Here is a 25,650-nt window from a genome sequence, read left to right on the forward strand (position 1 = left end):
GCGCGTTCACCGGATGCAACAGCACGGCCTTGACCCCGCGCCTTCTCCCGTCGGCAGTGGTCCAGCACCGGAACCAGGAACGACTCGGTCTTCCCGACGGCCCGGCGTTCGTGTTCACGGCCGGTGCTTCGGCAGGCGCACGGCCATCGGCAGCGCCAGCGCCATCAGGCCCGCCCCGCACAGCAGCGTCGTACGGAATCCGTCCGTCGCCGTCAGCAGCGAAGCCGTCAGTGCCGTGCCGATGGACGCGGCCACCTGGGAGACGATGTTCAGTGCCGTGCTGCCGGCGGCGACCTCGGTGTCCGCGAGACCGCGCGTGGCGGAGGCCATGACGGGCATGTTCGTCATGCCGACCCCGGTGCCCATGACGGCGAGGGAGGCGACCAGGCGCCAGTACGGGACGTCGGATCCGGCCTGGACGGCGAAGGCAAGGAAGCCCGTGACGGCGACCAGGACGCCCGGTACGATGATCGCGCGCGGCGCCACACGGTCCGAGATCCGGCTGGAGATCTGCATCACCGTGCCGCTGCACAGGAACTGGGGCACCATCAGCAGTCCGGCCTGCGTGGCGGACAGACCGCGTTCCTGCTGCCAGTACAGCGGTACGAGGATCATCGAACCGAAGTACGCGGCCGAGAACGGCACCATGGTCGCCACCGCACGGCCGACCGACGCCCTCCGCAGCAGCCGCAGGTCGAGCAGGGGGTGGGCCGCCCGCAGCGCCCGCACCGCGAAGGCGGTCACCAGCACCGCACCGGCGACGACCGGGACGACGGCCCCGGGGGTGCCGAAACCGCCGCGCTCGCCGCCCAGGGTCAGCCCGTACAGCAGGAGGGCCAGGCCCGGGGGGAGCGTCAGCAGTCCGGCCAGGTCCAGCGGGCGGCCGGTCCGCTCGCCGTCGTCGCGCATGACCCGGGCTCCGAGCAGCAGGGCGAGGGCGCCGACCGGGACGTTGACGAAGAAGATCCAGCGCCAGGACAGCGCGTCGGTGAGGACGCCGCCGAGGACCGGACCCGCCATCGGGCCGACGAGGACGGGGATGCCGAGGACGCCCATCATCGTGCCCTTGCGTTCCGGCGGGGCGGCGCGCAGGACGACCGTCATGGCGACGGGCACGATCATGCCGCCGCCGAGTCCCTGCACCACGCGGAACGCGATCAGCGAACCGACGTTCCAGGCGAGGCCGGTGAGCCCCGAGCCGAGGGTGAAGAGCGCGACGGCGGTGAGGAAGACCCGCTTGGCGCCGTACCGTCCCACCGCCCACGCGGTGACCGGGATGACGGTCGCCAGCGCCAGCGAGTAGCCGGTCACCGTCCACTGGACGACGGACAGGGGCGCGTCGAAGGCGCGCGAGAGGTGGCGCAGGGCGACATTGACGATGGTCATGTCGAGCACCGTCATGAACGAGCCGAGCACCACGACGCCCGCGAGGGCCAGGGCGTGCCGGGGGACGGCGGGCAGGGGCGGCCCCCCGTTCCCGCCTCTCCCCCCGGTCCGCGCCGGGAGGGCGGTGCTCATCGCGCTCCGTACGCGGCGTGGGCGCGCCCGGCTCGCAGCGTCCGCCCCCACCAGGTCAGCTGGTCCAGCATCGCCTTGCCCGCTCCCTCGGGGATCTCGGGCCGCAGCAGTGAGCCGTCCTCGTCGAAGTTCTCCCACGCGTTGTGGAAGCTCACCGTGTCCCGCATCGTGACGCCGTGCAGTTCGGCGAAGACCAGTCGCAGCTGCTCGACCGCGCGCAGGCCGCCGGCCAGGCCTCCGTAGGACACGAAGCCGACAGGCTTGGCCTGCCACTGCGTGAAGTGCAGGTCGATGGCGTTCTTCAGGGGCGCGGGGAAACTGTGGTTGTACTCGGGGGTGATCACAACGAAGGCGTCGGCCGCCGTCAGGCGCTCCGTGAGCCCGGCGGCCTCCGGGTGGGGCACGGCGGAGACGACGTCGGGCAGGGGGTGCTCGGCCAGGTCGACGGGGTCCAGTTCGAGGTCGCCGCGCTGGGCGGCGAACCGCAGGAACCAGTCGGCGACGACAGGGGCGAAACGGCCCTCGCGGGTCGAGCCGGTCAGAACGACGACGCGCAGGGGGGCGTTCGCCGGAGGATCGCCCGGGAGGGCACCGGTCGTGGGGGAAGCGTTCGAACGGGGGGAGGAGGCCGAGGAGTTCGTCATGCCGAGAAAGTACAACGAGCGTGGCAATCAATGCAACGGTCGTTGTACTTTTCCGGCCGGATACCGTGGCGGTCGACAGAAAGGGGCAGGACGCGTGAGACAAGGGCTGGCGGAGAAGCGGCAGGCGATCGTGCGGGGAGCGCGCCGCGTCTTCGGGCGCGACGGCTACACCCGCGCCGGCATGGACTCCATCGCCAAGGAGGCCGGAGTCTCCACCCGCACGATCTACAACCACTTCCCGGAGGGGAAGGCGCAGCTCTTCCGCGTCGTGGTCGTGGAGGGTTCGGAGGAGGTCGTACGGGCCCACATCGACGCCGTCGACCGACGGCTCCACAAGGTCACGGACCTGGAGGCCGACCTCATCGGCTTCGCGCACGCCTGGATGTCGCCGATGTACCGGTACCAGGACCACTTCGCCGTCGTGCGGCAGCTGCGGGCCGAGGTCGGCCACGTCCCGCGGGAGTTCCTGGACGCGTGGCGTGCCGCCGGTCCCGACCGTGCCCTCGGGGAGGTGGCTGCCCGTTTCCGCGAGCTGGCCGAGGACGGGCTGCTCGACGCCCCGGACCCGGATCGTGCCGCGGTCCACTTCCTGCAGTTGACCGTCGGCGTGATCAGTGACCGCACCTACCAGGGGATCCTGTCCATGCCGGACGAGGAGCGGGACGAGCTGATCGCCTCCGGGGTGCGCGCGTTCCTGCGGGGATACGAACGGCGCTGAGGTCGCACACGCACGACGGCCCCGGACCACGCCGAGGTCCGCCGGGCGAGCTGCTCCGTCCGGGGCCCGCGGCCCTCTTCACGCCTCCCGGCCGGCCGGGTCCCGCCGGGGCGTGGGGGCGGGACCTCGCGTCCGCGGCGGGCCCGGGGTGGGTGCGGCCGGTTCCGGGCGCCGGTCTGTACACGGGGTGGGGCGTGACCGGGCCTCCGCGTGGCGGGTTGGTTGCGAGCGTGACGACAGTGCGGGGTGTTCGGCGGTGAGTACGTACGGGAGGTGCCGGGCGTGGAGGAACAGCGACAGCAGGTGGACGGCCAGGAGCAGGAGGCCAGTGCGGGCATCCTGCACGTCTTCGGACGGCAACTGAAGCTGTGCAGGGAGCGGGCGGGGCTGGATCGCGCGGAGCTGGGGAGCAGGGCGGGGTACTCCGCGTCGACGATCGCCAGCTTTGAGCAGGGGAGGCGGATTCCGCCGCCGAGGTTCATCGACAAGGCGGATGAACTGCTGGACGCGGGTGGGCTGTTGAAGGCGGGGAAGGAGGAGGTGGCTCGGGCGCAGTATCCGGCGTTCTTCCGGGACGCGGCGCGGTTGGAGGCACAGGCGGTCGAACTCCACGTGTACGCCACCAGGGCTGTCCCTGGACTGTTGCAGACCGAGGAGTACGCCCGTGCCGTGTGCGCGATGTGGCGCCCTTTGCTGGACGAGGTGATCATCGAGCAGCGCGTGGCCGCCCGCATGGCGCGGAAGGACATCTTCGCCCGACGCCCGGCACCGCACCTGACCTTCGTGATCGATGAGGCGGTGCTGCACCGCCCACTCGGCGGCGAGACCGTTTGGCGGGGCCAGATGGAACATCTCATGCTGGCCGGGGAGCAGCGGAACGTCGAGATCCAGACGATGCCCCTCTCCCGCAAGCAGCATGCAGGACTGGCCGGCCCGTTCACCTTGATGGAGACCAAGGATGAGCGGAGGATCGCCTACACAGAGGTGCAAGGCGACAGCCACGTCCACACCGAGCGCGGGAAGGTCCGGGAGCTTGAGGCTGCGTACGGAAGTCTCCGAGCGCAGGCGCTCACACCGGCTGAATCGCTCTCGTTGATCGAGAAGTTGTTGGGAGAGGGATGAGCGGGGAAACGACCGGGCGAGACTTCGACAACCTGACGTGGTTCAAGAGCAGTTACAGCGCCGGGGACGGTGGAGAGTGCGTTGAGGTAGCCGCCGGGAGCGGTGTCCTGTGCGTACGTGACTCGAAGGACAAGGCAGGCCCGATGCTCGGCCTCGCGCCGGAGGCGTGGGCGGAGTTCGTCGGGTTCGCCGCAGGGCACACCGCGTAGAGCGAAGAGCGTCGCAGTGCCCCGTGACCGCCGACCTGGGTCACGGGGCACCGGCGTGCCTACGAGGACTGCGACGGCGACCAGCAGCCGGCCGCGATCTCGGAGTCCGGGCGGGCCTGGAAGCGAGCGTGCGCGGCCGCCGCACCTTTTCTCGCTGCACCGCGGCCTCGGGCGACCGCAGCCGGATCTCCGAGTCGACCACCGACGCCTTGACGACCTTCGCCGCCGCGGGCCTCCCGTCCGGCGACTTTTCGAGGTGGACCAGGCCCATGGGAGGGACGAGCGACCCCGGTCCTGCGGGAACCCCACGGAACAAGCGCATCACGGACCGCGTTCCTTCAGGAACGCACCCTTTGCTCGCATCGTCACGCCCCGGAAACGCGACCGTTCCCTTCCCTCCGGCAACCCCGCCTACGGTGGACACCGCGTCCCCAGCCCGGTCACCGTCGCCCGCGAGCCCGCCCCGCCCCCGACGAGACGACTGGAGCACCGTGTCCCGCACCGCGCCCGCCGTACCCCTGTGGCTCGCCCACGCCCTGCGGGCCCAGCGCGGACCGGTCCCGTGGAGCGCGGTCACGCGGGGGGTGCTGGGCGGCGGGCCCCTGCTGGTCGCCGCCGTGCTCGCCGGGTGGCCCACCCTCGGCGTCGTCGCCGCCATCGGCGCCATGTTCGCCGGGCTCAACGACCGGCCGGGCAGCCGACGCGTCTCCGTCAGCCGGATCGGAGTGCCCGCGCTCGCCGGGGCGGCCGGGCTCCTCGTCGGGACGTACACGGGGGACCACCTCCCGGCCGTGCTGCTGACGCTGACGCTGACCGGGTGCGGGCTGGTCGCCGGCGCGGTCAGCGCCCTGGGCCCCGTCGGCTCCTCCGCCGGGACGCAGCTGCTCGTCGGGGCCGCCGTCGGCGCCGGGATGCCCCTGCCCGAACCCGGAGGGCAGCGGGTGCTCGCCTTCCTCGCCGGAGCCGCGTGGCTGCTCCTGCTGCGGCTGGCGCTGCCCGCCCCGGGGTCCCGCGCGGGGGACTTCCGGTTCGACGGCGAGCGGCATGCCGTCGCCCGCGTGTACGAGGCCGTCGCCGCACTGCTCGACGCCACCGGCTCGGACACCGCCATCGCGCGGCGCGCCGCGCTCACCGCCGCCCTCGACCACGCCCAGGACGTGCTCGCCGGACCCCGGCTGCGGCGGTACGCCGGTTCCGCGGCCGAACGGCGACTGCACGCGCAGTACGCCGCCGCGCTGCCGCTGGCGGAGGCCGCGACCGCGCTGGCCTGGGCAGGGGAGGCCGTACCGGCTCGCGCGTCCGAAGGGCCCCGGCGGCTCGCCGTCGCCGTACGCGGCGGCGTCCCCAGCGGGCCGCTGCCCGCACCCTCCCGGTCCGTCCCCGCGCTGCGCGCCCTCGACGACGCCCTCCTGCGCGCCGCCGTGGCCTTCGACCGGGCCGACGGTGGCGACCTGCACACGCGCCGCCGGTCCCGCGCCGCTCTCACCCGTACCCTCCTCGGCACCCGGGGACAGGAGTACGGCCTGCGGGTCGCCCTCTGCTTCGGAGCGAGCGTCGCCGTCGCCCAGGCCCTGTACCACGCCCGCTGGTACGGGCAACACGAGTACTGGTACTGGCTGCCCGTCACCGCCGTCTTCCTCGTCAAGCCCGACCTCGGACCGCTCGCCTCGCGGGTGCTGAACCGGGCCGCCGGAACCGTGCTCGGGGCGCTCCTGTTCGCCGGGTTCGCCGCCGTGCTGCCCCGGCCGGAAGGGCTCATCGCGCTGGTGGCGGTCAGCGGGGCGCTCATCCCGGTCGCCGCCCGGCACTTCGCCGCGCAGACCACCGTCATCACCGTGCTCGTGCTCGCCCTGGTGATGGTGGGCGGTGAACCGCAGGCCTCCGTGGCACGGATCGGCGAGACACTGCTGGCCTGCGCCATCGTGCTCGTCGTCGGACACCTGCCGATGCCCGTGCGGCGCGGCGGCGCCATCCGGGTCCGGCTCACGGAAGCGGGGGACGCCGCGCACGCGTACCTCGCCCATGTGCTGGACGGGTCCGGCGACCGCGCAGCCCGCTGGGTCCTGCGCCGCGAGGCCTACCGCGCCCTCGCCGAGGCCCGCGGCGCCATCGCGCTCGCCTCCGCCGAACTCCCCGCGCTCGCCCGGCACGCCGACGGCGCGGACGAGTTCGCCGCCCTCCTCGAACGGCTCGTCGACACCACCACCGCCTGCGCTGTCCACCTCGACGACACGGGACGGCTCGACGCCCGTCACGCCGAGCAGCTCGCCGAACTCCGGGACGCCCTCGACCGGCGCCGCGAGCGCGTCGGGGTCCGGCTGCCGGAGCTGCCCGTCGCCGGGCGAGCCGATGATGGGGCGCGGTCCGTGCGGCCGTGAGCGGCCGGTAACCCCCGACGCACCCGCGCCCGCACGACCGGTGCGAAAAATCTTGGAACCGGGCGGGCGAGTTGCGATGAGTTCCGGTGACGGCGCCGGTCACTCCTTGCAACGGGACCGTTGCACAGGAGGAACCATGTCGCTTCCGGAGATCGTCTCGCGCGGGGACTGGCGCGCGGCGCGTGCGGAACTGCTGGTCAAGGAAAAGGTCGTCACCCGCGCGAAGGACGCGCTCAACGCCGAGCGGCGCCGGCTGCCCATGGTCGGGATCGACCGGGAGTATGTGTTCGAGGGCGGCGACGGCAAGGCCGCGCTGTCCGATCTGTTCGAGGGGCGGCGGCAGCTCGTCGTGTACCACTTCATGTTCGCGCCCGAGTGGGACACCGGGTGCCGCAGCTGCTCCGGGTTCCTGGACCAGATCGGACACCTCGCCCACCTGAAGGCCCGCGACACCACCTTCGCGGCCGTCTCCCGGGCGCCGTACCCGAAGATCCTTCCGTTCAAGGCGCGGATGGGCTGGACGCTGCCCTGGTACTCCTCCTGCGCCGACGATTTCAACGAGGACTTCGAGGTCACCCTCGAGCGTGACGGAGAGCTGGTCGAGCGGCCGGGCCTCAGCTGCTTCCTGCGGGACGGGGACCGCGTCTTCCACACGTACTCGACCTACGAACGCGGCCTCGACGGACTTGGCTCGACCACCACCCTGCTGGACCTCACGGCGCTCGGCAGGCAGGAGGAGTGGGAGGAACCCACGGGACGCGCGTCGGCCTTCGGCGCCCCCGCGGGAAGCGAGCGTGTCCGCTACCACGACGAATACGACGAGTAGGGGATTGCGGCGCGTAGGAGTTTCGACGCGGAAAGCGACTGAATGTCCGGAAGATCGGAGAGCCCGCTCACACCTGACGGTGAACGCGTGTCAACTACGTCTCAGTACGGTCTCCGAGAGAGGCGTTCACCTCGTCGTCGGCGTTCAACTCTATGAGGACAACGCCGGACGGGAGGCTGCGGGTGAACGGGCGAACGGTGCTTGAACGCTTTCCCGCGGGTGGACCGCGGGGGTCCTGGCCCGCAGAGGAGTTCGCGCGGGCGCGGCGCATGGAGGGCCTGCCCGCCGAGGTCGTCATGGACCTCGCGACCGACACGTTCCTGGTGATCGTCCGCGGTGGCGACGGCAGCGCCGACGCGGCCGCGTGAGCCCGCACGGGGCACGGCGGGGCGGTGCGCAGCGCACCGAGTGAGGCCCGGGAGCCCTATGCGGTGACCGGGCGGGACCAGCTCGGGGTCGTGTCCGTCAGGCGGCACACCGCCAGGTAGAGCGGTATCGGCGGAGTGTAGGGAAGCGTGCCGTCAGGGCGGTGGATCAGACCGGGGAGGTCCGGGGCGTCCGGCACGACGGCCCCCGTGTCGTACCGCGCGGGGGCGGGCCACTCCAGGGCGTAGTCCGAATCGGACGGAACCAGCCACCACCAGTGCGCCTCATCGGCGTACACGCACCCTACCCGTGGCAGCCGGGGCATGAGCAGCGGTCCGAAACGGGCCGGTACCGCCACCGCGTCGCAGCCCATCGGCGCCGTCATCCCCTCGGGGACGGGCAGGCGCAGGAGCGGTGCGGCCGGAGTGTGCAGCCCGCGCTGGAGGCGTACCAGCGTGTTCATGCTCAGGGTCCGAGCGCCCGTCACGTCCGCCCCCCGTCCCGGCGGTGCTGGCGCGGGGTCGTGTGCTGATGCTGATGAGGAGGTGTGTGCGAAGTGGTGGGGGCCGCTCCGCGGTGGTGCCGCTGCTCGGGCTCCTCGCCCTCGTCCTGGCCGCCGGCCGGGCCCGGCTTGGGGCGCTCGCCCCAGCCGAGGTCGTTCTGCGGCCCGTCGGACGGGCGCGGTGTGTCGGCCTTGCGGGGCAGTTCGGCCCAGACCAGCAGCCCGGGACCCTGCTCGTGGGCGCCCCAGGCGTGACACATGGCGTCGACGAGAAGCAGTCCCCTCCCGTGCTCCTCCTCCGGCTGTTGCCGGGTGTTCGCACGGGGCCGGCCGGGGGCGCAGCCCTCGTCCCGCACGGCGATGCGCACCAGTTCGTCGCCGTCGTGCAGCTCGCAGACTATGTGGCTGCTCGCTGTGTGCACGATGGCGTTGGTGACGAGTTCGGAGACGACCAGAGCCGCTGTGTCGCAGGTGTCCTCGCACACCGACCAGCCGGTCAGCCGGGCCCTCGTCAGGCGTCTGGCCTGCGCGGGAGAACCCGGATGGGCGGCCAGTTCGAAGCGGAACCGGCGCTGGACAACAGCCCCTGCGGGGTCGGCGGCTCCCGGGGCGGGGCCGAGACCGAAGGGGCGCGCAGCGGCGTCTGTTCCTAAGGGCACGGACGGAATCACGCTTGCCACTATCGCCCCGCCGTGCACACTTGGCAAGTGTCACTCTGAAAAATCCAGAGTGCCGTGTGACGGTCTGGACGGCCGTGGCACACTGCTCGCAACAGCACCCCGCGCGGCGCCAGTTGAGATCACCGAAGAGATGTTCGAGTGGTCTCGGGTTGGCGCCGCTGGGCTGTCAGGGCTGTCAGCTTCAGGAACGTCAGGAAATCCTTTTCGTGGAGGTGGAGCGTGAGTGAACCGCGGTCCGCGCCGACGGTCGGCCAGGTCGTCCTCGGCCGGCGCCTGCTGGATCTGCGGGAAAGCGCCGGCCTCAAGCGTGAAGAGGCCGCACGCGTCCTGCACGTCGCCCCCGCCACGGTCCGGCGCATGGAGATGGCCGAGGTCGCGCTCAAGATTCCGTACCTCCAGCTTCTGCTGAAGGCCTACGGGGTCTCCGACAGCGAGGCCGACGCCTTCGTACAGCTGGCGGAGGACGCCAACCGGCCCGGCTGGTGGCAGCGCTTCCACGAGATCCTGCCCGGCTGGTTCTCGATGTACGTCAGCCTCGAGGGCGCGGCTACGCTCATCCGCAGCTACGAGCCCCACTTCGTCCCCGGTCTGCTGCAGACCGAGGACTACGCACGGGGCGTGCTGCGCTCGGGTGCCATCGGGCAGACCCGGCCCGAGGACATCGAGGGGCACGTCGCCCTGCGCATGCAACGGCAGGATCTGCTCACCCGTGACGACGCGCCCCGGCTGTGGGTCGTGATGGACGAGACGGCGCTGCGCCGCCCGGTCGGCGGCCCGGAGGTGATGCGTACCCAGGTCGACAGACTCCTCGAGGCCACGAAGCTGCCCAACGTGACGTTGCAGGTCGCCCCGTTCGCCAGCGGGCCGCACCCCGGCACGTACGGGCCGTTCGTGCTGTTCCGATTTGCCATGCCCGAACTGCCGGACATGGTCTACAGCGAGTACCTGACCGGCGCCGTCTACCTGGACGCGCGTGCCGAGGTGGCGACCCACCTCGAGGTCATGGACCGCATGGCGGCGCAGGCCGCTACAGCACATCGCACGAAGGTGATCCTCAGGGATCTCCGCAAGGAGCTGTGAATGAACCACATCAAACCTCTGTCCCTGTCCTTGTCCTCCCCCCTGTCGGTGCCCCCGCCGCGGGTCCGCACCAGGCGGATCTACAACGGCATGCCCGCGCACGAGCTGGGCAGCGAGGGCTGGCACAAGCCGTGGAGCGGTGGCAACGGTGGCAACTGCCTGGAGGCGATGAAACTCGACGACGGCCGGATCGCCGTACGGCAGTCCACCGACCCGGACGGACCGGCGCTCATCTACACCTCGGCCGAGATGACGGCCTTCATCGAAGGAGCCAAAGCGGGAGAGGCGGATTTCCTGCTGTCCTGACCCTTGTCGACCGTCCTACCGTTGCTCTTCCCGCCATACCCCCGATGTTGCTTGTTCCCCCTACCTTCCCCCTTCTCCCCGCTGAGTACGCACCCTCGTCCCCGCGCAGCACTCTGTTCCGGGTATCCCCGCCCGCTCCACTCACCACACTGGCTCGGCACTGAAATTGATCACTAACAGTTGCAGACACTTACGGAGTTCGTCATGACCGGGCAGCAGCACCCCGTCGAGATCGACACGAGCAAGCCGCACACCGCGCGGATGTATGACTGGTACCTCGGCGGCAAGGACAACTATCCCGTCGACGAGGCCATGGGCCGGCAGATGCTCACCCTCGACCCGAGGGTGCCCGTGATGGCGCGGGTGAACCGCGCCTTCATGCAGCGCGCCACGCGCTGGCTCGCCGGCCAGGGCGTACGTCAGTTCCTCGACATCGGCACCGGCATCCCCACCGAGCCGAACCTCCATCAGGTCGCCCAGGAGATCGCACCCGACGCGCGCGTCGTCTACTGCGACAACGACCCCATCGTGCTGGCCCACGCGGGCGCGCTGCTGCGCGGCACCGACGAGGGAGTGACCGAGTACCTCCAGGCCGATGTGCGCGATCCGGAGAGCATCCTGGAGGGTGCGCGGAAGATCCTCGACTTCGACCAACCGGTCGCGCTCTCCCTCATCGCGCTGCTGCACTTCATCTCCGACGAGGACGGCGCCCACGAGCTGGTCGGCCGGCTGCTCGCCGATCTGCCCTCCGGCAGCTACCTGGTGGTCTCCCACGCGACGTCCGACTTCACCCCCGAGGAATCGAAGGCGGCCACCGAGAAGCTCAAGGCCGCGGGCGTCACGCTGGCCCTGCGCTCCCGCGAGGAGTTCACCCGCCTCTTCGCCGGCCTCGAGCTGGTCGAACCCGGTGTCCAGGTGCCCCACCTGTGGCACCCCGAACTGGGCGAGCCCGTACCCGGCCAGGACGACGGGGTGATCCCGGGGTACGGGGCGGTGGGGCGCAAGGCGTAGGCCCCGGGCAGTCCGAGGGGCGGGCGTTGCCCGTCGGTGTGCGTCACGCCGTCATCGGGCGGTCGTACGGGCCGATGGGGGCCGGGAGCCGGGTGGTGCCGTCGGTCAGGTGACGGTCGACGGCCGCCGCCACCGCCCGGCCCTCGGCGATCGCCCACACGATCAGCGACTGCCCGCGGGCGGCGTCCCCGGCCGCGAACACACCCGGCACGTTCGTGGCGAAGCCGGCGTCGCGCGCGATCGTGCCGCGCGGCTCCAGTTCCAGACCGAGCCCGGCGACGAGCCCGTCCTCCTGGTCGGGTCCGGAGAAGCCGAGCGCGAGGAGGACGAGACCGGCGGGCAGGACCCGCTCGGTGCCGGGCCGAGCGCGGCGCTCCGCGTCCACCCCGACCAGGTGCAACGCCCGGACCCGCCCGTCCGTGCCGCCGGTGAGGCGCAGTGTGGACGCCGCGAACAGCCGTACGTCCGATTCCTCGGCCGCCTCCGGTGCCATCCTCAGCGCGCCGGCCTCCTCGTGCGCGCCGGACAGCCGGTACAGCTTCGGGTACGTCGGCCAGGGCTCGGTGCCCTCGTCGCGCTCGCCGCCCGGCCGGTCGTAGATGTCCAGCTGCGTCACGGACGTGGCCCTCTCCCGCACGGCCGTGCCCAGACAGTCGGCGCCCGTGTCACCACCCCCGACGATGACGACATCCCGGCCCGCGGCGGACAGCGGGGACGTCTCCAGGTCCCCCTCGCACACCCGGTTGGCCAGCGGAAGATACTCCATGGCCTGGTGAACACCGATCAGTTCCCTTCCAGGAACGTCCAGTTCCCGCCACGCGGTCGCCCCGGTGGCGATCACCACGGCGTCGTAACGCGCTCGCAGCTCGTCGGCGCCGACATCGCGCCCGACCGTCGTGGACGTACGGAACTTCGTCCCCTCGGCCCGCATCTGCTCGATGCGCCGCTCCAGATGACGCTTCTCCATCTTGAACTCGGGGATGCCGTACCGCATCAGCCCGCCGATCCGGTCGTCCCGCTCGTACACGGCGACCGTGTGCCCCACCCTGGTCAGCTGCTGGGCCGCGGCCAGTCCGGCGGGACCCGAGCCGATCACGGCGACCGTCCGGCCGGAGAGCCGGTCCGGCGGGGCCGGCCCGGCGAAGCCCTCCTCCCAGGCCCGGTCGGCTATGGCGCACTCGACGTTCTTGATCGTCACGGCGGGCTGGTTGATGGCGAGCACACATCCCGCCTCGCAGGGCGCCGGGCACAGCCTGCCGGTGAACTCGGGGAAGTTGTTGGTCGCGTGCAGCCGCTCCGCCGCGGCCCACCAGTCGTCGCGCGCGACCAGGTCGTTCCACTCGGGAATCAGATTGCCCAGTGGGCAGGCCTCGTGGCAGAAGGGGACGCCGCAGTCCATGCAGCGGTCGGCCTGCGGACCGACGATGGGCAGCAGCGCGCCGGGGACGTAGACCTCGTCCCAGTCCCGGACCCGTTCCCCGATGGGCCTGCGCGGCCAGTCCTGGCGCGGCGTGGTCAGGAACCCCTTGGGATCGGCCATGGCCGTCTTCCTTGCGTTCTTCCCTGTGTGCGCGAGTGACAGGCCGTTCGTGGTCGGACGGCACTCCTCGGGGGCCGGGAGGCTTTCGCCACCGGCGTTTCTTGTCTCTCCGGACCTGTCTTTCCGGACCTGTCTCTTCGACCCTGGCGCTCTCTTTGGGCTCCGGTGTTCTCCGGCCACGATACGACTGCTCACGCCCACCCGCAGGCCGCCGACGGCGCCTTCCGCGTGCCGTCAGGTGAGAGCCAGTACGTACGCCACCGCGGCACCCGCCGAGGCGACCGTGCGCATGTGGTTCCACCGCGTCCACTCGCGCACGTACGCGGTCCAGTATGCGGCGGCCTTTGCGGTGCCGGGATCGAGCCCGGCCAGCGCGTTGTTGCGCGGCACGTTCGCGACCACGGTGACCCCGAATCCGCCGAACAGGTACAGCGTGCTGCCGGCCAGCAGCCACGCCGCGCCCTCGTCCGGCCCTGTCACCAGGGTCACCACGGCGATCGCCGCGCACAGCAGCGCCGAGCCGAGGAACACCAGCATGAAGGGCGCCCGCACCGCGGCCACGTTGACCGACTGCATCGCCGCCACCCCCTGCGCGGGCGGCAGCGCCGCGAGCCCTCTCATCACGAATGTCGAGAAGGCGCAGAAGGCTCCCGCCACCAGCCCGGCCCCGAGTACGCCCAGCACTGTCAGCACGACGTACGGTCCATCCATCACGTTGTCGGCTCCCGCCCGTCCCGGCCGGAAATCCTTCCGGCGGCCACTGTCGCCACCAGTGAAGCCGGACCCGGGCCCGGCGCCCATGGCCGAGCGTCGCGGGGCCATACGCGGGCGTCCAGCCGGCCCGCGCATCATGGCGGTGTGCGATGCGAAGCGATCACCTGGGACCGGCTCGGCGACCTCCTCGCCGAGCGTGTGGCGACACTGGAGACGTCCGACGGCGGTCCCTGGCCGCGCGTCGCCTTCGACGGTGCCCCGGCCGCCCGCCCCGAAGACCTCGCCGAACGGGTCGCCGAGGCCCTGCGCGTCCGCGGGCGCCCCTCCCTCGTCGTGAGCACGGAGGGCTTCCTGCGCCCGGCCTCGGTCCGGCTGGAGTACGGCCACCAGGACGTGGAGTCGTACTACGACGGCTGGTACGACACCGGCGCCCTCTGGCGCGAGGTGTTCGGCCCCCTCGAACCGGGCGGGAACGGACGGGTCCTGCCCGACCTGTGGGACCCCGTCACCGACCGAGCCACCCGCAGTCCCTACGTCCCGCTCCCACCCGGCGGGGTACTGCTGCTGCACGGCCCGCTCCTCCTGCGGCACTGGTTCCCCTTCGACCTGAGCGTCCACGTCTCGCTCTCCCCGGGCGCCCTGCGCCGCCGCACCCCCGAGTCCGGGCACTGGACCCTGCCCGCCTTCGAGCGCTACGAGCGGGAGACCGGCCCGGCCGGCACCGCCGACGTCCTGGTACGCGCCGACGACCCCCGCCACCCGGCGTGGCACGGCTGAGGCCGGGCGAAGGTGCGGGGCCCTGGTGGCACGGCGACAATGAAGAGCACCGGTACTCGCGGTGCGCCCCGCGCCGCGCCGGCCGTCCGGCACCGGGAGGTACCTCATGACCACCGCCGGAGACATCATGCACCGCGGCGCCCAGTGGATCCCCGCTCACGAGACGCTCGACCGCGCCGCCCAGCTGATGCGCGAGCTGAACGTCGGCGCGCTGCCCATCAGCGACGAGAACGAGCGCCTCTGCGGCATCCTCACGGACCGCGACATCGTCGTCGACTGTGTCGCCATGGGCCACGATCCGGCCAGGGTCACCGCAGGCGAGATGGCCAAGGGCACACCGCGCTGGATCGCGGCGGACGCCGACGTCGGCGAGGTCCTCCAGGAGATGCAGACACACCGCATCCGCCGACTCCCCGTCGTCGACGACAAGCGCCTGGTCGGCATGATCAGCGAGGCCGATCTCGCCCAGCACCTGACGGACGACCAGCTCGCCACCTGGGCCGAGAGCGTCTATGCCAGGGTTCCGTCCGGCTGAACGTGGGCCGTGCCGCGCGCCGTGCCGTGCGGCGGCGTGCGGCGGCGTGCGGCGGCGTGCGGCGGCGGCGGGCGGCGACGTCGGCCGAGGCCGTCAGGTCGGTGGTGGCGGGCGGCCTCCCGCCTGGCGCACCGCCAGCGCACCCGCCCTGCATCCCTCCGCCGCCGCGTGTCGTGGATCGGCGCCCGCCATGAGGGTGGTGAGGAAAGCGCCCGTGAAGGCGTCGCCGGCGCCCGTGCTGTCCCGGGGTGTCGCCGTTACGGCGGGAACGCGGGCGCACACCTGGCCGGACCGGGCCAGCAGCGCGCCCTCGGCCCCCTGCTTGGCCACGACCAACGGGACCCGCCGGCTCAGCCGCGCCGCCGCGTCGGCCGCCCCCGACAACCCCGTGAGCAGGCATGCCTCGTCACGACTGGGCAGCAGGATGTCGACGTCCTCGACGAGGGACAGGAATCGGTCGGCACCCAGCTGTGTGAGGAAACCGGCCGACGCCGGATCCAGGCTCACCGGCACTCCACGCACTCGTGCCGCCTTCAGAGCCACCGCCACGAACGCCCGGCCCGGTTCGCTGAACAGCAGATAGCCCGACAGATGCAGCCGGGCCACCCCGTCCAGCAGCGCGTCCGACCAGTCACCGGGTTCGAGCCGCAGTGAGGCGCCACTGTCGGTGAGGAAGGTCCGCTCGGCCGCCGCGCCCTCGTCGACCAGGCAGATCACGGTCCCGGTCGGCGCCTGTGGATCGACCACCAGCAGGGGACGTACTCCGCAGGCGGCCAGCTCCCGGGTGTGCCACGCCGCCGCGTCCTCGCCCACTCGCCCGAGCAGCCGCACCTCCGTGTCGCCCCAGCATGCCGCCCAGCAGGCGACATTGGCCCCCGCGCCGCCGGGCACCGTCCGGATCGCCGCCGCGGTGTCCGTACCCGGGGCGAGCGGCCCCCGATGCCGGGCGACCACATCGGTGATGACGTCACCGATGACCAGCAGCGCACCGGGCCGCGCACGGGCACCCCCGCCGGAGCGAGCGCCGGCCGCCCCCGCCGCACGGCCCGCCCCGGCAGCGCTGCCGCCTCTGTCACCCGGGATTGCCGCCGTCACGCCACCTCACGCCCCGGTCCAGGCCGTCGCGATGCGGGCCGCCAGCCGTACGTTGCCCCGGACCGCCGCCAGGTTGGCGGCGAGGGAGGCGCCGTCGGTGTGCCGCACCAGGTGATCGAGCAGGAACGGAGTGACCGCCTGACCGGTGACGCCCTCCTCCTCGCACGCCCGCAGCGCCTCGTCGAGCACACGGGCGTGCAGCCCGGGATCCAACTGCTCCTTCGCGGGCACGGGGTTGGCCACGATCAGCGCCGACTCGGGCCCGCCGAGGGCGTCCTGCGCCCGCATCACCTCTGCCACCTGCTCCGGCGCGTCCAGCCGCCAGTCCACGGGGTGCCCCGAGTCCGACAGATAGAAGCCGGGGAAGCGGTCCGTGCCGTACCCGGCGACCGCGACCCCCAGGGTCTCCAGCCGCTGCAGCGTTGCCGGCACGTCCAGGATCGACTTCACGCCCGCGCACACCACCGTGATCCTGGTCCGCGCCAGCAGCCCGAGGTCGGCCGACTCGTCCTGGGTCACCGTCCACTCGCGGTGCACCCCGCCGAGTCCGCCGGTCGCGAACACCCGTACGCCCGCGAGCGCGGCCAACAGGGCGGTGGCCGACACCGTGGTGGCACCGCTCGCCCCGGACGCCACCGCGAGCGGCAGGTCGCGATGGCCGAGCTTGCGGACGCCGTCCTCATGGGCCACTCGCTCCAGCTGCTCCTTGTCCAGGCCGACCCGGGGCCGCCCGTCCAGCACGGCGACCGTGGCGGGAACGGCGCCCTCCTGCCGCACCACCGCCTCCAGCTCCGTCGCCACCCGGAGATTGCGCGGCCGGGGCAGCCCGTGCGCGATGATCGTGGACTCCAGGGCCACCACCGGCCGACGGGCGGCGATCGCCTCCCGTACTTCTTCGGACACCGTCAGGATCACGTGCCGTCTCCCGTCTGTCGTTCCTCCCTCATCCCTGGCGGGCCAGGTGGCCGGTCAAACCCCCAGGGCCTGTCCGGCGGACCGTGCCGGAGACGCTGGGTCCGGCACGCACTCCCCCCAGCTTTTCGAGCAGGGGGTGCCCCCAGCCGCGTTGTCGTCACTCGCCGAGTCCCTCCCGCTCGACCGAGCTCGAGCGGGAGGGACCCCCATCGCGTCGACTCCCTCCTCCGCCTTGCAACTGCACGCACCAGACCCGGCTCACCCGTGTTGACCAGGCACCGTCGGTTTCCTCGGACTCGATCCGCCGGACAGGCCCTTGCGATCCGCCGCGGATCTCGCGGAGCCTGGGACACATGACGGAGAACACAGCACGTCTCGACCACGTCGTCCTCTGGGTACGCGATCCGATCGCGGCCGCCGGCTTCTACGAGAAGGCGGTCGGTCTGGAACCGGTCAGACTCGCCGACTTCTCCGCGGGCGAGGCGCCCTTCCCCTCGGTACGGGTCAACGAGGAGACCATCCTCGACCTCATGCCGTTCGCCATGGCGGAACGCATGACGATGCTGCCCGGCGCCGCCGAAGCCTCCGGCCACCCCGTCAACCACGTCTGTCTGTCGCTGCCCGCCGACGACTTCGCCGCTCTCCGCAGCCGCCTCGAGGAACAGTCCGTACCCATGACGGACCTCTCGCACGACTCCTTCGGCGCCCGCGGCCTCGCCAGGCGCAGTTTCTACTTCCGCGACCCCGACGGAAATGTGTTCGAGGCACGGCACTACGACTGACCCACGCGTCAGAACAAGGGCTCCGGCAGCACGCCCTCCAGGGCGAGCAGCCGGCGCTTGGCCTCCAGCCCGCCCCCGAACCCCCCGAGGCCGCCGTCGCTCTCCACGACCCGGTGACAGGGCACGACCACCGGCAGGGGATTCGCGCCCATCGCAGCGCCGACGGCCTGGGCGCCTTCCGGCCGGCCGACCCGGCCGGCCAGATCGCCGTACCCCACGACCGTGCCGTACGGCACGCCGGAGGCCAGTTCGCTCAGGATCTCCCGGTTGAAGCCGGAGATCAGCGACCAGTCCAGGGGCAGGTCGAAATCGCGCCGCTCACCCGCGAAGTACGCCTCGACCTGGCGTATCGCCTCGGTGAGCAGCGGGGAGCCGGGCTCCTCGGCGGGCTCGGTGCCGAGCCGGGACGCCAGCCGTTCCAATGCGCTGTCGCGCACCTCGTCCCTGGCGTGGAACACGACGTTGACCAGGCCCTCACGGGTCGCGGCCAGCAGCAGCGGGCCGATGCCGGTGTTGACGACGGCCCACACGACCCGCTGCTCGTACTGCCCATGGCTGTCCATGCGCCCCACCGTACGACCCGCCACTGACAACGCCGGACGCGAAGAGCGACGGGCCGGAGGCGATCAGGTACGAGGGACATGAAGGGGCGAGGGGGATGAGGGGGCGAGGAGGGATCAGCCGCCCACCGCGTCCCGCACCACGTCGGGCTTGTTGCTGATGATCCCGTCGACCCCGAACCCGGCGGCCCGCCGGGCCGCGGCCGCGTCGTCCACCGTCCAGGTGAGGACCTCCAGAGGCTTGCTGTGAGGTCCCCGGAAGCCCTGGACGGCGGCGACGTAACCGATGGACAGAGAGGCGTGCGAGGGGTTGATCTGGTCGACGAAGTCCGCGTACGCGGGCAGGTCCTTCACGGGAGGCGCACCGAGGAAGCCGGTCTTCACCCCGGGCTTCAGCTCGTGAACCGTCCGCACGCTGTCCGCGCTGAAGCTCTGCACGACCAGCCGGTTCCTCAGATGCGCGCCGTCGAGCCACCCCTTGTTGCTCAGGACCTTCAGGGTCTCGCCCTCGATGCCGGGGTACAGCTGAGGGCTCTTGATCTCCAGGAGCAGCTTCTGGTCGTGCCGCTCGAGCCGCTGGACAAACTGCTCCAGCGTCGGCACGCGCGTGCCCGCGAACGCGGGACCGAACCAGCTGCCCGCGTCGAGCTGGGAGATCTCCGCGGCGGTGAAGTCCCTCACCTTCCAGGGGGACCGGCCGGGGAAGACCTCCTCGACGTCAGTGGTGCGCGCCAGACTGTCGTCGTGCAGGACGACGAGTTCGCCGTCGTTGGTGCGCTGGACGTCGCTCTCCACCCAGTCGACGCCGAGCTCCGCCGCTTTGTCGGCGGCCGGGAGAGTGTTCTCGGGCGCGTATCCGGAGGCACCCCGGTGGGCGACGACCAGGGGGAGCGTGTCACCGCCGGTGGCACGTGCGGGGGAGAGGGGCAGCAGGAGGGCGGCGGTTCCCAGGAGTGCGGTGGTCGAGGCGACAACGGTGCGCGCGTGCATGCGTACTCCTCGCGTCGAGCGGGTCGGGCCATCGGCGGGAAGGCGGATCATCGCCGGGTGGTCGGTCGGCGTCGGTCGGATCATCGTCCGGTCGGAACATCACGGACGGTTCAACTGTGACAGCAGAGAGTTGACGGGGGGTGGGCGCAGGATGACCACGGTTTGAACAGGCCCGTCCCAACTGCGCACACTGGTGCCGCACAAGTGGGGCGAGGACGTGTTTTTTTGCCGGATGGTCGTTCGACCATTCCGGTGAGGTCATACTCTCTGCGTCAACCCTGACCGCCGGCACGGTCCTGGGAGGGGGTTTACAACCGGGAATTCCGGGACGCAAAGGGTGGGAAGGGCAGCCGCGCATGCAGAGCACGGTCGACGGATTCGGTTACGGTCTGGTCACACCGATGGTGGCCTTCCTCATGGCCTGCCTCGGTGGCGCCCTGGGGCTGAGATGCGCCACCCGGCCGCTCGTCGTGGCCGGGTCGTGGCGCCCCGGCTGGCTCGCCCTGGGCTCGGCGGCCATCGGATCCGGCATATGGACGATGCACTTCATCGCGATGATGGGCTTCACGATCGAAAGCACACCGATCCACTACGACCGCGTGATGACGTTCGCCAGCCTGGCCGTCGCCGTAGTCATGGTGGGTATCGGGATCTTCATCGTCGGCTACCGGGGTGCCACCGGAACGGCCCTGTTCACCAGCGGCACCATCACCGGCCTCGGCATCGCCTCCATGCACTACCTGGGCATGGCCAGCATGAGCCTCGACGGACAGCTGGAGTACAACACCCTCACTGTCGCCGCGTCCGTCGCCATCGCCATGGCCGCCGCGACCGCCGCCCTGTGGGCGGCCGCGCAGGCCAAGGGTTTCCTGTGGAGCGTGGGCGCGAGCGTCGTCATGGGTCTCGCGGTCACCGGCATGCACTACACCGGCATGGCCGCCCTGGAGGTCCATGTCCACGGGACGGCCGACCCCACCACGGGAGAATCCGCGGCCGCCCTGCTCGCGCCCATGATGCTCGGCCCGCTCGTCCTCCTGGTCCTGGCCGGCATCGTGGTGATCTTCGACCCGCTGATGGTCACGGGCCGGCCCGGCCCGGCACCCGTCGAGCACAAGCCCGGCATCCCCGCCCACCCCCGGCACCGCTCCTCCCCGCCGCACCCGACACGCCTGCGGCCGCGCGCCCGTGGCCCCGTCGAGCACCGCACCCGCACCCCGCAGAAACACTGACCGGGACCCGTTGTCAGTGGGGGGTCGTACGGTGGGTGACATGCGGCCCGTTTCCCAGATCGAACGCACGGTGGCGCCCTTCGAGGTCGTCAGCCCCTACCAGCCCAGCGGCGACCAGCCGGCGGCCATCGCCGACCTTGCCCGGCGCATCGAAGCCGGTGAGAAGGACGTCGTCCTCCTGGGCGCGACCGGCACCGGCAAGTCCGCCACCACCGCGTGGATGATCGAGAAGCTCCAGCGCCCCACCCTGGTCATGGCGCCGAACAAGACTCTGGCCGCCCAGCTGGCCAACGAGTTCCGCGAGCTGCTGCCGAACAACGCGGTCGAATACTTCGTCTCGTACTACGACTACTACCAGCCCGAGGCGTACGTCCCGCAGTCGGACACCTACATCGAGAAGGACTCCTCGGTCAACGAAGAGGTCGAGCGGCTGCGTCACTCCGCGACCAACTCCCTGCTCACCCGCCGCGACGTCGTCGTGGTCGCCTCCGTCTCCTGCATCTACGGCCTCGGTACCCCGCAGGAGTACGTGGACCGCATGGTGCCGCTGCGCGTCGGCGAGGAATTCGACCGGGACGAGCTGCTGCGCCGCTTCGTGGACATCCAGTACACGCGCAACGACCTGGCCTTCACCCGGGGCACCTTCCGCGTCCGCGGCGACACCATCGAGATCTTCCCGGTCTACGAGGAGCTCGCCGTCCGCATCGAGATGTTCGGCGACGAGATCGAGGCGCTCTCCACGCTCCACCCGGTCACCGGCGAGATCATCAGCGACGACCAGCAGCTGTACGTCTTCCCGGCCTCCCACTACGTCGCCGGCCCCGAACGCATGGAGCGGGCGGTCAACGACATCGAGAAGGAGCTCACCGGGCGCCTCGCCGAACTGGAGAAGCAGGGCAAGCTCCTGGAGGCCCAGCGTTTGCGGATGCGCACCACCTACGACCTCGAGATGCTCCGCCAGATCGGCAGCTGCTCCGGCGTCGAGAACTACTCGATGCACTTCGACGGCCGCCTGCCCGGCTCCCCGCCGAACACCCTGATGGACTACTTCCCGGAGGACTTCCTCCTCGTCATCGACGAGTCGCACGTCACCGTGCCGCAGATCGGCGCCATGTACGAGGGCGACGCCTCCCGCAAGCGCACCCTCGTCGACCACGGCTTCCGGCTCCCCTCCGCCCTGGACAACCGCCCACTGAAGTGGGAGGAGTTCCAGGAGCGCATCGACCAGGCCGTGTATCTGTCGGCCACCCCCGGCCAGTACGAGCTCTCCCGCTCGGACGGCGTCGTCGAGCAGATCATCCGTCCCACCGGCCTGGTCGACCCCGAGGTCGTCGTCAAGCCCACCGAGGGCCAGATCGACGACCTGGTGCACGAGATCCGCTCGCGCGTCGAGAAGGACGAGCGCGTCCTGGTGACCACGCTCACCAAGAAGATGGCCGAGGACCTCACCGACTACTTCCTCGAACTCGGCATCCAGGTGCGCTACCTCCACAGTGACGTCGACACCCTGCGCCGCGTCGAACTGCTCCGGGAGCTGCGCAGCGGCGAGTACGACGTCCTCGTCGGCATCAACCTGCTGCGTGAGGGACTCGACCTGCCCGAGGTGTCCCTGGTCGCGATCCTCGACGCCGACAAGGAGGGCTTCCTGCGCTCCGGCACCTCCCTGATCCAGACCATCGGCCGTGCCGCGCGCAATGTCTCCGGCCAGGTCCACATGTACGCGGACAAGATCACCCCGGCGATGGAGAAGGCCATCGACGAGACCAACCGCCGCCGGGAGAAGCAGGTCGCCTACAACCGGGCGAAGGGCATCGACCCCCAGCCGCTCCGCAAGAAGATCAACGACATCGTCTCCCGGATCGCTCGCGAGGACATCGACACCGAGCAGCTGCTGAGCTCCGGCTACCGCCAGGCCAAGAAGGACGGCGGCGGGGCCAAGGCCCCCGTGCCCGCACTCGGTACCAAGGCGGCCAAGGGAGGGAAGGGCAGGGCCAAGGGCGCCGAGCCGGTGCCCACCGATCGGCCCGCGGCGGAGCTCGCCGAGCAGATCGAGGAACTCACCGCGCGGATGCGGGTCGCCGCCGCGGACCTCCAGTTCGAGATCGCGGCCCGGCTGCGCGACGAGGTCTCCGAGATGAAGAAGGAGTTGCGGCAGATGCGGGAGGTGGGTCTGTCCTGACGGCGCCGTGTTCCGGCCCGGCGCCCGTCCGGCACGGGCTGTGTTGCAAGACCGACACAAAGTGCGAACCGGGGTGCGTCACCGTCGGTGCTCCTGCGTAGGGTTCTGGGCATCCGCGGTTTCGCGGCAACAGGGGAAAGTCCGAGAGGGGAATCAGCGCGTGACCGTCAACATGACCAAGGGTCAGGCCATCAGTCTGCAGAAGAACGACGGCGGCAGCCTGACCGCGGTCCGTATGGGTCTCGGCTGGCAGGCGGCCCCCCGCCGCGGCCTGTTCGGCTCGCGTACCCGGGAGATCGACCTGGACGCCTCCGCCGTCCTGTTCGCGGACAAGCAGCCGGTCGACGTCGTCTTCTTCCGCCACCTGGTGAGCGACGACGGCTCCGTGCGCCACACCGGCGACAACCTCGTCGGCGGCGTCGGCCAGGGCGGCGACGACGAGGCCATCCTCGTCGACCTGTCCCGCGTCCCGGTCCACATCGACCAGATCGTCTTCACCGTGAACTCCTTCACGGGCCAGACCTTCCAGGAGGTGCAGAACGCGTTCTGCCGTCTCGTCGACGAGACCAACGGGCAGGAGCTCGCCCGCTACACGCTGGCCGGCGGCGGTGCCTACACGGCCCAGCTCATGGCGAAGGTGCACCGCTCGGGCACGGGCTGGAGGATGACGGCCCTCGGCGACCCGGCCAACGGCCGCACCTTCCAGGACCTCATGCCGGCGATCCTGCCGGTGCTCTGAGCATCCGCAGCGGCACCCGGTCGAGCACCCGCAGTACCCGAAGCACCCGCAGTACCCGAAGCGCCGGCCGGCCCCGTCGGGGCCGGTGAGCGGCGCCCGGACCCTCACATGTGACGCAGCGAGCGGCACGTCACCAGCGGCGCGTCACACACGACAGAACACGAGCGACACACGCGAAGCACGCGACACAGGGGGACGAGGGCGATGACGGCTGAGCTGGTGCGGGGACAGAACCACCCCCTCTCCCAGTCCCGTCTCGAGATCCGGGTCTCGGCCGGCACACCGGTCGTGACCGTGGCCGCGCTCGGCGACGAGGACGGCAGGATCCACGGGGTGGAGTGGGTGGCCCACCCGGGCGCGCCCATCCAGCCCGGCCTGGAGGTGTCGCGGCAGGCCTCGGCCGACCACCGGCTCGCGGTCGACCTGGACGCCCTGGCCGACGCGATCCACCGCGTCAGCGTGCTGCTCGCCCTGCCGGCCCTCGCCGGCGGCCAGGGCCCCACCCGCTTCGGCGCCGTCGCCGCACCCTTCGTCGCGGTCACCGGGCTGGACGGCACCGAAGTGGCCAGCTACACCATCACCGGTCTGGAAGCCGAAACGGCCGTCATCGCCCTGGAGCTCTACCGGCGCCAGGGAGCCTGGAAGGTGCGCGCGGTCGGCCAGGGGTACGCCGGCGGCCTGGCCGAACTGTTCACCGACCAGGCACTGCCCCAGGCGCAGCAGCTCGCGGGCCACATCGAGGAAGCGGTCACCCGGGGCCTCGCCCGCTCCGTGCAGGCGCCACCGGCCCGCCCCTCCGAAAGCGACCGTTCTCGCCGGACGGCCACCCCGGCCCGTCACCCCGACCAGAGCGCCGGCACCGCACCCCAGGGTGCCCCCGGCCCCGTGCCGCCCACGTACGGCGGTCAGCCGGCCGGATCGCCGGGCCAGGGCGGACCGCAGCCGGCGCACCCCGGGGGAGTCGCGGATCCGTCCGCGGCGGCGGCCGGCGGCCCGATCGACTACAGCCACCCCCGCCGGCAGAATGCCGCCCCGCCGCCTCCCCCGCCGACCGCGCCCCCGGCCCCGCCGGGACAGCCCGCGCAGCCCGTCGCGGGCGACGCGACCGGCTGGTCCATGGAGGAGCGGCTCTACAACCAGGTCTGGGGCATGTTCGAGGACCTGGCCCGCACCACCGCCGCCTACCGCAGTGCCGTCGACTTCGCCGAGTCCCGCATGGACAAGGAGCTGGAGCAGGTCCTGTCCGACCCGCGCGGCCGGATCGGCGGCCAGAGCGACGCCGCGCGCGAGGCGGCCAGGGCCCGGCAGGCCCAGCTCGTCGACCGGGCGAGGGAGGCCTTCGACCGTGACCTCGCCCAGCTCGTCGCCGAGGCCGAGGTCGTCGAACCCGCCCTGCCCCCGGCGTACGCCCGCTGGGACAACCCCGTCTGGCACGCCTACCGGGTGCCGATGGAGATTCCCATGGCGCTGCGGCTGGGTGACCTCCGGCTGCCCGAGGCCGACCGGATCCGCATCCCCATGCTGCTCCGGCTGCCGCTGGAGCGCGGCCTGTGGATCGACAGCGGCCGCACCGACGCCCTGGACGAGTCGTTCACCGATGCCCATGACATGCGGCGCCTCGCGATGGAGACGGCGGTGACACACGCGGCACGCCTGCTCGCCGTCTACCCGGCGGGCGAGTTCACCGTGCACGTCGTCGACCCGGCCGGATCGGGCGCGCAGTCGCTGGTACCGCTGACGCGGAGCGGTGTGCTGGCGGCCCCGCCCGCCCAGGGCGCCGCGGGCGTCGCGGATGTCCTGGGCCGGCTCACCCAGCGGGTCGACCTGGTGCAGATGGCGCTGAGCGGCGGAGCCGCCGACGCGCTGCCGCCCGGCTTCGACACCTCCCAGCAACTGCTGATCGTCAACGACTTCCCGCACGGTTTCGACGACCGTGCCGTGAACCAGCTGCGCTACCTCGCCGACGAGGGCCCGTCCGTCGGCGTCCACCTGATGATGGTCGCCGACCGCGAGGAGTCCGCCGGATACGGTCCGCTGCTCGACCCCCTGTGGCGTTCCCTGCTGCGGCTGACCCCGGTGGCCGACAGCCATCTGGCCGACCCGTGGGTCGGACACGCCTGGACGTACGAGCCCCCACTCGTGCCCCCAGGCAGCCAGGTCCTCCAGCAGGTGCTCACCCGGATCGCCGAGGCCCGCCGGGCATGGCGCCCCTGACCCGGAACCCGTGACCGTGCG

Annotated in this window: 26 protein-coding genes; 16 read left to right on the forward strand and 10 right to left on the reverse strand. The window is 71.8% G+C overall.

The genetic code is table 11. The annotated features are described in order from the left end of the window. Positions 1-114: 114 nt before the first annotated feature. Positions 115-1,518, reverse strand: coding sequence for a DHA2 family efflux MFS transporter permease subunit (locus ACFPZI_RS12800; protein WP_381362401.1), 1,404 nt, complete (start codon positions 1,516-1,518; stop codon positions 115-117). Beyond that, positions 1,515-2,162 carry an NADPH-dependent FMN reductase gene (locus ACFPZI_RS12805; RefSeq protein WP_381362404.1) on the reverse strand — a complete coding sequence of 216 codons (648 nt, stop codon included), beginning with the start codon at positions 2,160-2,162 and terminating at the stop codon, positions 1,515-1,517. The genes ACFPZI_RS12800 and ACFPZI_RS12805 overlap by 4 nt, the downstream gene beginning before the upstream one ends. Before the next feature lie 94 nt (positions 2,163-2,256). Here ACFPZI_RS12805 and ACFPZI_RS12810 point away from each other — a divergent pair, with 94 nt between their 5' ends. The 6 genes from ACFPZI_RS12810 (at position 2,257) to ACFPZI_RS12835 (ending at position 7,783) form a co-directional block, all read left to right on the forward strand. Continuing rightward, entirely contained in the window at positions 2,257-2,880 is a 624-nt protein-coding gene (locus tag ACFPZI_RS12810) for a TetR/AcrR family transcriptional regulator (RefSeq protein ID WP_381362405.1), read from the forward strand. 303 nt (positions 2,881-3,183) lie between these two features. Continuing rightward, on the forward strand, positions 3,184-4,002 hold the full coding sequence (locus tag ACFPZI_RS12815) for a helix-turn-helix domain-containing protein (RefSeq protein WP_381362408.1): 819 nt from the start codon (positions 3,184-3,186) through the stop codon (positions 4,000-4,002). Continuing rightward, positions 3,999-4,211 carry a DUF397 domain-containing protein gene (locus ACFPZI_RS12820; RefSeq protein ID WP_381362409.1) on the forward strand — a complete coding sequence of 71 codons (213 nt, stop codon included), beginning with the start codon at positions 3,999-4,001 and terminating at the stop codon, positions 4,209-4,211. Before ACFPZI_RS12815 ends, ACFPZI_RS12820 begins: the two co-directional genes overlap by 4 nt. 491 nt (positions 4,212-4,702) lie before the next feature. Further along, positions 4,703-6,589 (forward strand): FUSC family protein, encoded by a 1,887-nt coding sequence (locus ACFPZI_RS12825; protein WP_381362412.1) that lies wholly within the window; start codon positions 4,703-4,705, stop codon positions 6,587-6,589. A 136-nt stretch (positions 6,590-6,725) separates the two neighbouring features. Beyond that, entirely contained in the window at positions 6,726-7,415 is a 690-nt protein-coding gene (locus ACFPZI_RS12830; protein WP_381362415.1) for a DUF899 domain-containing protein, read from the forward strand. 182 nt (positions 7,416-7,597) lie between these two features. Further along, a complete protein-coding gene (locus ACFPZI_RS12835; protein ID WP_381362417.1) occupies positions 7,598-7,783 on the forward strand; it encodes a hypothetical protein in 186 nt (61 codons plus the stop codon). Between the two features lie 56 nt (positions 7,784-7,839). On the opposite strand, the gene ACFPZI_RS12840 is transcribed toward ACFPZI_RS12835, so the two are convergent. Both ACFPZI_RS12840 and ACFPZI_RS12845 read right to left on the reverse strand, forming a co-directional pair. Further along, positions 7,840-8,244: a hypothetical protein gene (locus ACFPZI_RS12840; protein WP_381362420.1), complete on the reverse strand. Its 405-nt coding sequence runs from the start codon at positions 8,242-8,244 to the stop codon at positions 7,840-7,842. 20 nt (positions 8,245-8,264) lie between these two features. Next, positions 8,265-8,990, reverse strand: coding sequence for an ATP-binding protein (locus ACFPZI_RS12845; protein ID WP_381362423.1), 726 nt, complete (start codon positions 8,988-8,990; stop codon positions 8,265-8,267). Positions 8,991-9,182: 192 nt separating this feature from the next. On the opposite strand from ACFPZI_RS12845, the gene ACFPZI_RS12850 reads away from it, so the two are divergent. The 3 genes from ACFPZI_RS12850 (at position 9,183) to ACFPZI_RS12860 (ending at position 11,360) form a co-directional block, all read left to right on the forward strand. Continuing rightward, positions 9,183-10,043, forward strand: a complete 861-nt coding sequence (locus tag ACFPZI_RS12850; RefSeq protein WP_381362425.1) for a helix-turn-helix domain-containing protein — start codon at positions 9,183-9,185, stop codon at positions 10,041-10,043. Further along, positions 10,044-10,349 (forward strand): DUF397 domain-containing protein, encoded by a 306-nt coding sequence (locus ACFPZI_RS12855; RefSeq protein WP_381362428.1) that lies wholly within the window; start codon positions 10,044-10,046, stop codon positions 10,347-10,349. A 204-nt stretch (positions 10,350-10,553) separates the two neighbouring features. Further along, positions 10,554-11,360: an SAM-dependent methyltransferase gene (locus ACFPZI_RS12860; protein WP_381362431.1), complete on the forward strand. Its 807-nt coding sequence runs from the start codon at positions 10,554-10,556 to the stop codon at positions 11,358-11,360. Positions 11,361-11,403: 43 nt separating this feature from the next. On the opposite strand, the gene ACFPZI_RS12865 is transcribed toward ACFPZI_RS12860, so the two are convergent. Further along, the gene (locus tag ACFPZI_RS12865) at positions 11,404-12,900 is read right to left on the reverse strand and encodes a glutamate synthase subunit beta (RefSeq protein WP_381362434.1); all 1,497 of its coding nucleotides are present in this window, start codon (positions 12,898-12,900) and stop codon (positions 11,404-11,406) included. Between the two features lie 234 nt (positions 12,901-13,134). After that, positions 13,135-13,614 carry an anthrone oxygenase family protein gene (locus ACFPZI_RS12870; protein WP_381362436.1) on the reverse strand — a complete coding sequence of 160 codons (480 nt, stop codon included), beginning with the start codon at positions 13,612-13,614 and terminating at the stop codon, positions 13,135-13,137. A gap of 144 nt (positions 13,615-13,758) precedes the next feature. Here ACFPZI_RS12870 and ACFPZI_RS12875 point away from each other — a divergent pair, with 144 nt between their 5' ends. Then, complete coding sequence (locus tag ACFPZI_RS12875) at positions 13,759-14,391, forward strand: nucleoside/nucleotide kinase family protein (protein ID WP_381362438.1); 633 nt, start codon at positions 13,759-13,761, stop codon at positions 14,389-14,391. Between the two features lie 106 nt (positions 14,392-14,497). Beyond that, positions 14,498-14,926, forward strand: a complete 429-nt coding sequence (locus tag ACFPZI_RS12880; protein WP_381362441.1) for a CBS domain-containing protein — start codon at positions 14,498-14,500, stop codon at positions 14,924-14,926. A 93-nt stretch (positions 14,927-15,019) separates the two neighbouring features. Here the strand turns inward: ACFPZI_RS12880 and ACFPZI_RS12885 are convergent, their stop codons facing one another. Next, positions 15,020-15,910 (reverse strand): carbohydrate kinase family protein, encoded by an 891-nt coding sequence (locus ACFPZI_RS12885; RefSeq protein ID WP_381362940.1) that lies wholly within the window; start codon positions 15,908-15,910, stop codon positions 15,020-15,022. A gap of 117 nt (positions 15,911-16,027) precedes the next feature. Continuing rightward, positions 16,028-16,936 carry a pseudouridine-5'-phosphate glycosidase gene (locus ACFPZI_RS12890; protein ID WP_381362444.1) on the reverse strand — a complete coding sequence of 303 codons (909 nt, stop codon included), beginning with the start codon at positions 16,934-16,936 and terminating at the stop codon, positions 16,028-16,030. Positions 16,937-17,289: 353 nt separating this feature from the next. Here ACFPZI_RS12890 and ACFPZI_RS12895 point away from each other — a divergent pair, with 353 nt between their 5' ends. Beyond that, positions 17,290-17,718, forward strand: a complete 429-nt coding sequence (locus ACFPZI_RS12895; protein WP_381362446.1) for a VOC family protein — start codon at positions 17,290-17,292, stop codon at positions 17,716-17,718. An 8-nt stretch (positions 17,719-17,726) separates the two neighbouring features. Here ACFPZI_RS12895 and ACFPZI_RS12900 read toward each other — a convergent pair whose 3' ends face one another. Beyond that, positions 17,727-18,281, reverse strand: a complete 555-nt coding sequence (locus ACFPZI_RS12900) for a methylated-DNA--[protein]-cysteine S-methyltransferase (RefSeq protein ID WP_381362449.1) — start codon at positions 18,279-18,281, stop codon at positions 17,727-17,729. A 114-nt stretch (positions 18,282-18,395) separates the two neighbouring features. Continuing rightward, on the reverse strand, positions 18,396-19,268 hold the full coding sequence (locus ACFPZI_RS12905) for a glycerophosphodiester phosphodiesterase (RefSeq protein ID WP_381362452.1): 873 nt from the start codon (positions 19,266-19,268) through the stop codon (positions 18,396-18,398). Positions 19,269-19,624: 356 nt separating this feature from the next. Between ACFPZI_RS12905 and ACFPZI_RS12910 the strand changes: the two genes are divergently transcribed. From ACFPZI_RS12910 to ACFPZI_RS12925, 4 genes are all read left to right on the forward strand, one after another. Beyond that, entirely contained in the window at positions 19,625-20,497 is an 873-nt protein-coding gene (locus ACFPZI_RS12910; protein ID WP_381362455.1) for an MHYT domain-containing protein, read from the forward strand. Positions 20,498-20,537: 40 nt separating this feature from the next. Continuing rightward, on the forward strand, positions 20,538-22,676 hold the full coding sequence (gene uvrB / locus ACFPZI_RS12915; protein ID WP_381362457.1) for an excinuclease ABC subunit UvrB: 2,139 nt from the start codon (positions 20,538-20,540) through the stop codon (positions 22,674-22,676). A 160-nt stretch (positions 22,677-22,836) separates the two neighbouring features. Next, positions 22,837-23,415, forward strand: coding sequence for a TerD family protein (locus ACFPZI_RS12920; protein ID WP_381362459.1), 579 nt, complete (start codon positions 22,837-22,839; stop codon positions 23,413-23,415). 204 nt (positions 23,416-23,619) lie between these two features. Next, a complete protein-coding gene (locus tag ACFPZI_RS12925) occupies positions 23,620-25,629 on the forward strand; it encodes a TerD family protein (protein WP_381362462.1) in 2,010 nt (669 codons plus the stop codon). The last annotated feature ends 21 nt before the right edge of the window (positions 25,630-25,650 follow it).

The sequence above is a fragment of the Streptomyces chlorus genome, assembly GCF_042655885.1.
Taxonomy (GTDB): domain Bacteria; phylum Actinomycetota; class Actinomycetes; order Streptomycetales; family Streptomycetaceae; genus Streptomyces; species Streptomyces chlorus.

What these genes read in the sequence shown, in the direction of transcription:
- ACFPZI_RS12800 (WP_381362401.1), bottom strand. Translation starts at nt 1,518, where the DNA reads ATGAGCACCGCCCTCCCGGCGCGGACCGGGGGGAGAGGCGGGAACGGG.
- ACFPZI_RS12805 (WP_381362404.1), bottom strand. Translation starts at nt 2,162, where the DNA reads ATGACGAACTCCTCGGCCTCCTCCCCCCGTTCGAACGCTTCCCCCACG.
- ACFPZI_RS12820 (WP_381362409.1), top strand. Translation starts at nt 3,999, where the DNA reads ATGAGCGGGGAAACGACCGGGCGAGACTTCGACAACCTGACGTGGTTC.
- ACFPZI_RS12830 (WP_381362415.1), top strand. Translation starts at nt 6,726, where the DNA reads ATGTCGCTTCCGGAGATCGTCTCGCGCGGGGACTGGCGCGCGGCGCGT.
- ACFPZI_RS12840 (WP_381362420.1), bottom strand. Translation starts at nt 8,244, where the DNA reads ATGAACACGCTGGTACGCCTCCAGCGCGGGCTGCACACTCCGGCCGCA.
- ACFPZI_RS12855 (WP_381362428.1), top strand. Translation starts at nt 10,044, where the DNA reads ATGAACCACATCAAACCTCTGTCCCTGTCCTTGTCCTCCCCCCTGTCG.
- ACFPZI_RS12860 (WP_381362431.1), top strand. Translation starts at nt 10,554, where the DNA reads ATGACCGGGCAGCAGCACCCCGTCGAGATCGACACGAGCAAGCCGCAC.
- ACFPZI_RS12865 (WP_381362434.1), bottom strand. Translation starts at nt 12,900, where the DNA reads ATGGCCGATCCCAAGGGGTTCCTGACCACGCCGCGCCAGGACTGGCCG.
- ACFPZI_RS12880 (WP_381362441.1), top strand. Translation starts at nt 14,498, where the DNA reads ATGACCACCGCCGGAGACATCATGCACCGCGGCGCCCAGTGGATCCCC.
- ACFPZI_RS12895 (WP_381362446.1), top strand. Translation starts at nt 17,290, where the DNA reads ATGACGGAGAACACAGCACGTCTCGACCACGTCGTCCTCTGGGTACGC.
- ACFPZI_RS12900 (WP_381362449.1), bottom strand. Translation starts at nt 18,281, where the DNA reads ATGGACAGCCATGGGCAGTACGAGCAGCGGGTCGTGTGGGCCGTCGTC.
- ACFPZI_RS12905 (WP_381362452.1), bottom strand. Translation starts at nt 19,268, where the DNA reads ATGCACGCGCGCACCGTTGTCGCCTCGACCACCGCACTCCTGGGAACC.
- ACFPZI_RS12910 (WP_381362455.1), top strand. Translation starts at nt 19,625, where the DNA reads ATGCAGAGCACGGTCGACGGATTCGGTTACGGTCTGGTCACACCGATG.
- uvrB (WP_381362457.1), top strand. Translation starts at nt 20,538, where the DNA reads ATGCGGCCCGTTTCCCAGATCGAACGCACGGTGGCGCCCTTCGAGGTC.
- ACFPZI_RS12925 (WP_381362462.1), top strand. Translation starts at nt 23,620, where the DNA reads ATGACGGCTGAGCTGGTGCGGGGACAGAACCACCCCCTCTCCCAGTCC.